Origin of the sequence: Vibrio sp. 10N.247.310.23, from assembly GCF_041467155.1 — a bacterium.
GTDB lineage: Bacteria > Pseudomonadota > Gammaproteobacteria > Enterobacterales > Vibrionaceae > Vibrio > Vibrio crassostreae_C.
Genome location: NZ_JBFSTZ010000064.1, coordinates 1 through 4,616, shown reverse-complemented (window position 1 = coordinate 4,616; position 4,616 = coordinate 1). Strand labels below are relative to the sequence as shown.

Sequence of the window (4,616 nt, the reverse complement as noted above, 5' to 3'; positions counted from 1 at the left end):
TAGCCAGGGTCATCCATAAGGCGCGCGTGTCGTGATTTAACGTTATCCACTGTTTCTCGACATCACCGTGGCGCACCCCGGCGACCGAGGCCCACGCTTGCAACGCTTTGTCATCACCCCCGAGCATATACACATCCACGGCCACGCCATGAGAGCGCCATTGTTTCAGCGCATCGACGCAGGTGTCGCATCTCGCCCGCACAAACAGGGCGACGCGCTCTGGCAATCGTGGCCCTATCGGCTTCAAGTTAGGATAGAGCCGCGCCCACGCTGCGCGATACGCCACATCCAGCGCTAACAAGCCATCGGTGCGTTGTTTATCAAACGCCACCAAACGCTCAGCCAAACGCGCCCGCTCTGCTTCACTGCGCGCAAACTGAGCTAAGACTTCTAGGGGACTCGCCTCTTGCATGTCATAGGTGAGTGGACTTTGCATTAATTGCTCATAGCGCGCCCAGTCCGCTTGGCTCAGTTGCCAGTATTGAGCGTCTTGCGAGACGCTCAGCGAGCGGGATTGGTTATGTTCAATGTTGGTTTGTGAGACCTGATTACGCTCAAGCTCTGTGGCCCCTACCCAGAAAATCGGTAGTAAGGCGCACATTGCCCATAAAATGGGAATCTTCATCTTTATCCCTCCCCGACCGTTAACGTTGTACGTTGGCCTTTATAAAGCGCCTCGATGTGCTGATCGTTGACGGCGGTGATTTTCCAGCCGAGATAATGCTGACCGGCTTGAAGGGCGGATAACTCTGCCAGTGTGCTGGCACCAGGCTTACCGACAATCGCCAACGGGATGCGCCCCCGCGTTTGAACATCAAATAAGACAAAAGGCGCGGTAATGGTCGGCGTTTTTACTGTGGGCTTAACGACAGGTTTGGCACGCACGGGGGGCGCACGTTTTGTTGTGGATTGACGAGAGAGGCGTTGAAGTTTTGTTTCCAACGCATCCAGCTTTTTGCTGTCTAAGCCCAATTCATCCAAACGAGCGCCTTGATTGGATTGAATATTCATGAGCTCGGTGATTTCACCCTGTTGCTCATCGATGCGCTGGGTTAACCCATCAAGCGCAAATTGCAATGAGTTCAGCGCCTCAATGCGCGCTTGACGCTCCTTGTCGCGGCTTTCATTCATCGCCAACACCAAACTTTGATGCAGTGCGTCCAATCGCGAGTCAAAGCTCTCCTGTTGAACCGGTGAGAAAACCTGCTGATAGGCGAACAGGCAAGCGGCGCTTAATATTAGGCTCCACAGGCTAAACAGTAGCCCTCTAAGTAACGTTTTGAGAGTGAATTTCACACCTCGCTCCTACGGTTGTCAGTGATGGGACGACCGTAGCAAAAACACCTTAGAAAAATCTCGATTAGAAATACATTGGTGGATGTATTTCTAACGAGTATTATTTTTTAAAATTATGCTATCATATTTGGTTTTTTAATTTAAAGCGGAATCACCCCCAATTGATTTGGGCTCTTTTCTGGTAAACTCTTGTTTTAATTGATCAGATAGAATGACTGTATGAGCCAAAACCTGAAACACTATCAAGCCCTTGATGCACTCGCGACCCACGCGCTGCTCGCCCTCTATTGCACCATGAGCAAGCAAGGTGGGTTCTGGACAGTGAAAAGAAGAAATGAACGACTCGTGAAATTCATCAAACCAAAAGTCAAACAGCCTCAGTTTTCAACGTGTAAACCTGAAATCAAAACCATGCTCAGCATTGGCCGCAGTCCCATCGGCAACCTTGAGAAAAAGTTGTGGGATGTGAACCGTCTGAACCTTGAGTACCAAGCTAAATTTTCACAAGCGGATGAACTCTACATCATGTTGAGTGGTCTATTTGAACAGCATCAATTCCCCTCGATGCTGGAAGACATAGAAAAAGATCTTGAAAGGGATACGCTCTATATGAAAGAGAAAGGCATTGAGAATGGGTTTGATGAAGACAATAACCAAATCAAGCCGCTAGCGATGACGGTGAAAACTCATCGATTAAAAGCACTCATTGAAGCGGTGCAAGCTAAAGGCATTTATCGCGTGGAAGTCGACCATGTGGATGAACATGAAGTGATTCATCTTTTACTACACAGAAAGGGATAATAAGCAGTTCAGCGTAGAATTTTGGGTGCTATGACTCTTTTTTGCCTTGAGTATAACGGTGTTTGACTAAACACCCATTTTCAATCTTCACCGACAGCTTACCAACATGACAACGAACGCCATAACTGGTGTGGCTAAGTAAATCATCAAGGGATTGCGCTTCCTCGATGCGAAATTTGGGTTTCCCCATGAATCTTTTGAGATTGGCATCATTAACTGTGGTTTATTCGAGGGTGATGCATAATATACGGTGTCAGACTCATAAGCATCAAATCCCTGTAAAGGTGCTCGCTAAAACCTCTTCCATATTCGCTAAAATTTCTAATACAATGAATCCAGAAGTAATGAATGTCAGGGTATAAAGAGGAAGAACTTGTGTCTTAGCGAGCGAAGCTACTCTGTATCATCCGATTTTTGAAAAGGCCCTTATGAAAATCGCCTTCTTGTAAGGACTCTATGCCGTCCTACGGGCTGCGCCCTACCTGCACAGCAGATAACATACGAAAATGCTTTGCCTATTTCCCTATGCTATCTACTTTGAATTCGTAAGAATGTTTTCACGCTCATGTCGAGAAGATTAGTGACAACGTTCCTTTAAGATAGTATTCACGTTACCTTGAATATTTTCGATGCGTTTGGCGCGTTGACATTCCCAAGCACTCACAGGGAATTGTTTATCCCACGCGGTCATTAACTGGCGTTGTTGTTTACTCATATTATATCGAGGGTAAGTCTCTTCCATGTAAAAATAGGTTCGAGCAATACGACCACGAGCACTCACCGGAGGCTCTGCTTTACGGTCATTTATTTTCATTGCGCACGAACCAAAATCCGACGATTCATCGGGTAGCATGGTGAAATTGTAATTGCTGCGCATTGCATTAACAGAACCAATAGCAGGAAATAGATTATACAAATCAGATTGCATGAGTCTGTATTCTTTATTAGCCTTGTTCGCGCAGCGGCGGCCTTTATAAGTCTGCCCTTTACTGTTGACGCACGACGTATCACCTTCACGCCATTCTACAAAGGTACGCCCAAAGTTTTCTGCTGGAACGACGTGCTCCCATTCTACTTTTTTAGCGCGCTTGACGTACTTATCGGACTGAAACCCGGACGGTGGTGTGATGATTTTTTTATCGTCAAAGCGAGCATTGCAATACAATGTCTCCCTATGGTCAAAATAAACCTTTTGCTCTAACAGCTTTTTGGCCTTACTGAATGATTCAATCTGATCATTCCCAGCAAATACGTACATAGGGGTTAACAACATTGCTGTAATAAGAACTCTCTTCACACTTATCTCCTACGTTTGAATTTTATTAGTTTTCCTTGGTTTGAATATAAATCCCACGACTCTCCCTCGTGATACAACAAATACCCGCGATGCTGCGTTTTTCTGAGCAGCCGTATGGCTTGACGGTAAGTGGTGCGTATTACGCGCCAATCATTACCATCGAGCATTTCCAATATAACAGGGTCGTTAATTTTGTAATCCATATCAGACCTATCTCTTTCTTAAACGCCCGAAGACAGCTAATCCAAGTAGAGAGAAAACGCCGAGAGAGCCACCGCTGCCGCCAGAACTTGGTGTCGTTGTTGGAGGAGGTACGGGAGTCGGTGTCACAGGGTTGATATCAATCACTTCATTGGTGGTTAAATGCAGTTGACCTGAGCCGCTCACTTCCAGTTCATACGTACAGGTATCGAAAGCATTAATCGTGGGCAAGGTTTGGCATGTACCGCCAGTTATCGCTACATCTCCAGAGCTTGTCGCAGAATCGACCACGCCATTTTGATGCAATGACTGAATTTTAACAGTCTGAGTGCCCGTTCCTTTGAGCACAGTTGGGTAATGCCAGCCGTTCACCGTCTCAAGAATGAAGTCTTTTGCGTAAGTGAGGTCGGTACTGTTCGATACGTTATCATTAACACCTCCACCTCGAGTGATTGCCACTATTTTATTATCTTTTAATGAAACTCCCCCACTATCACCTGGTATAACTTCTCCAGTGTGTGAAGTCACTTCGAATGCTGTCTTATAGTCATCCGATAGGTGCGTGATAAACGCGGAAGCATATGAAAGTGGGTTATTCCCTCCAAAACCGTAAACTTTAATGTCATCGCCAAGTGAAATGCCTGAGACACTTAAATCAGCAAAATAATGAATGTTCTGCGTGCTTCCCGACTTAGGAAGGAACCAAATCGAGACGTCGTATGGTGAGCCATCTGGAGCCCACAGATAGTTAGGGTGATCAACTCGTCCACTTGCGTTGACCACATCACCATTAGCAAAGGTTATGCCAGTTAAATCTGTACAATGCGCAGCCGTTAAAACTTGATCCCCACCTATCACTAGGCCTGTGCAATTGTTCTTAACCATATCATCAAAGTCATTTTGCCAATCGACACCTGTACCATTTTCAATCGCAAACACCGAACTTGAGAGTAAAGAAATGGAGAGACCCACAGCTATTTTCTTCATGATTAACACTCCTTTTTGATGGAAGATAATTATA

At 45.8% G+C, this 4,616-nt stretch carries 6 protein-coding genes; 1 reads left to right on the top strand and 5 read right to left on the bottom strand.

The window, feature by feature from the left end:
- Both AB6D93_RS23525 and AB6D93_RS23520 read right to left on the bottom strand, forming a co-directional pair.
- Window positions 1–625 (bottom strand): TIGR03759 family integrating conjugative element protein (locus AB6D93_RS23525; RefSeq protein ID WP_372159223.1); only part of this gene is annotated, 625 nt, incomplete at its 3' end.
- Window positions 626–627: 2 nt separating this feature from the next.
- The gene (locus AB6D93_RS23520; protein ID WP_102332160.1) at window positions 628–1,296 is read right to left on the bottom strand and encodes a hypothetical protein; all 669 of its coding nucleotides are present in this window, start codon (window positions 1,294–1,296) and stop codon (window positions 628–630) included.
- 219 nt (window positions 1,297–1,515) lie between these two features.
- Between AB6D93_RS23520 and AB6D93_RS23515 the strand changes: the two genes are divergently transcribed.
- On the top strand, window positions 1,516–2,097 hold the full coding sequence (locus AB6D93_RS23515; protein WP_102332161.1) for a DUF2913 family protein: 582 nt from the start codon (window positions 1,516–1,518) through the stop codon (window positions 2,095–2,097).
- Window positions 2,098–2,125: 28 nt separating this feature from the next.
- On the opposite strand, the gene AB6D93_RS23510 is transcribed toward AB6D93_RS23515, so the two are convergent.
- The 3 genes from AB6D93_RS23510 to AB6D93_RS23500 form a co-directional block, all read right to left on the bottom strand.
- Entirely contained in the window at window positions 2,126–2,287 is a 162-nt protein-coding gene (locus AB6D93_RS23510) for a hypothetical protein (protein ID WP_019825435.1), read from the bottom strand.
- 387 nt (window positions 2,288–2,674) lie between these two features.
- A complete protein-coding gene (locus AB6D93_RS23505) occupies window positions 2,675–3,370 on the bottom strand; it encodes an endonuclease (RefSeq protein WP_102332168.1) in 696 nt (231 codons plus the stop codon).
- Between the two features lie 234 nt (window positions 3,371–3,604).
- Window positions 3,605–4,582, bottom strand: a complete 978-nt coding sequence (locus tag AB6D93_RS23500; RefSeq protein WP_102332163.1) for a trypsin-like serine protease — start codon at window positions 4,580–4,582, stop codon at window positions 3,605–3,607.
- Window positions 4,583–4,616: the final 34 nt, after the last annotated feature.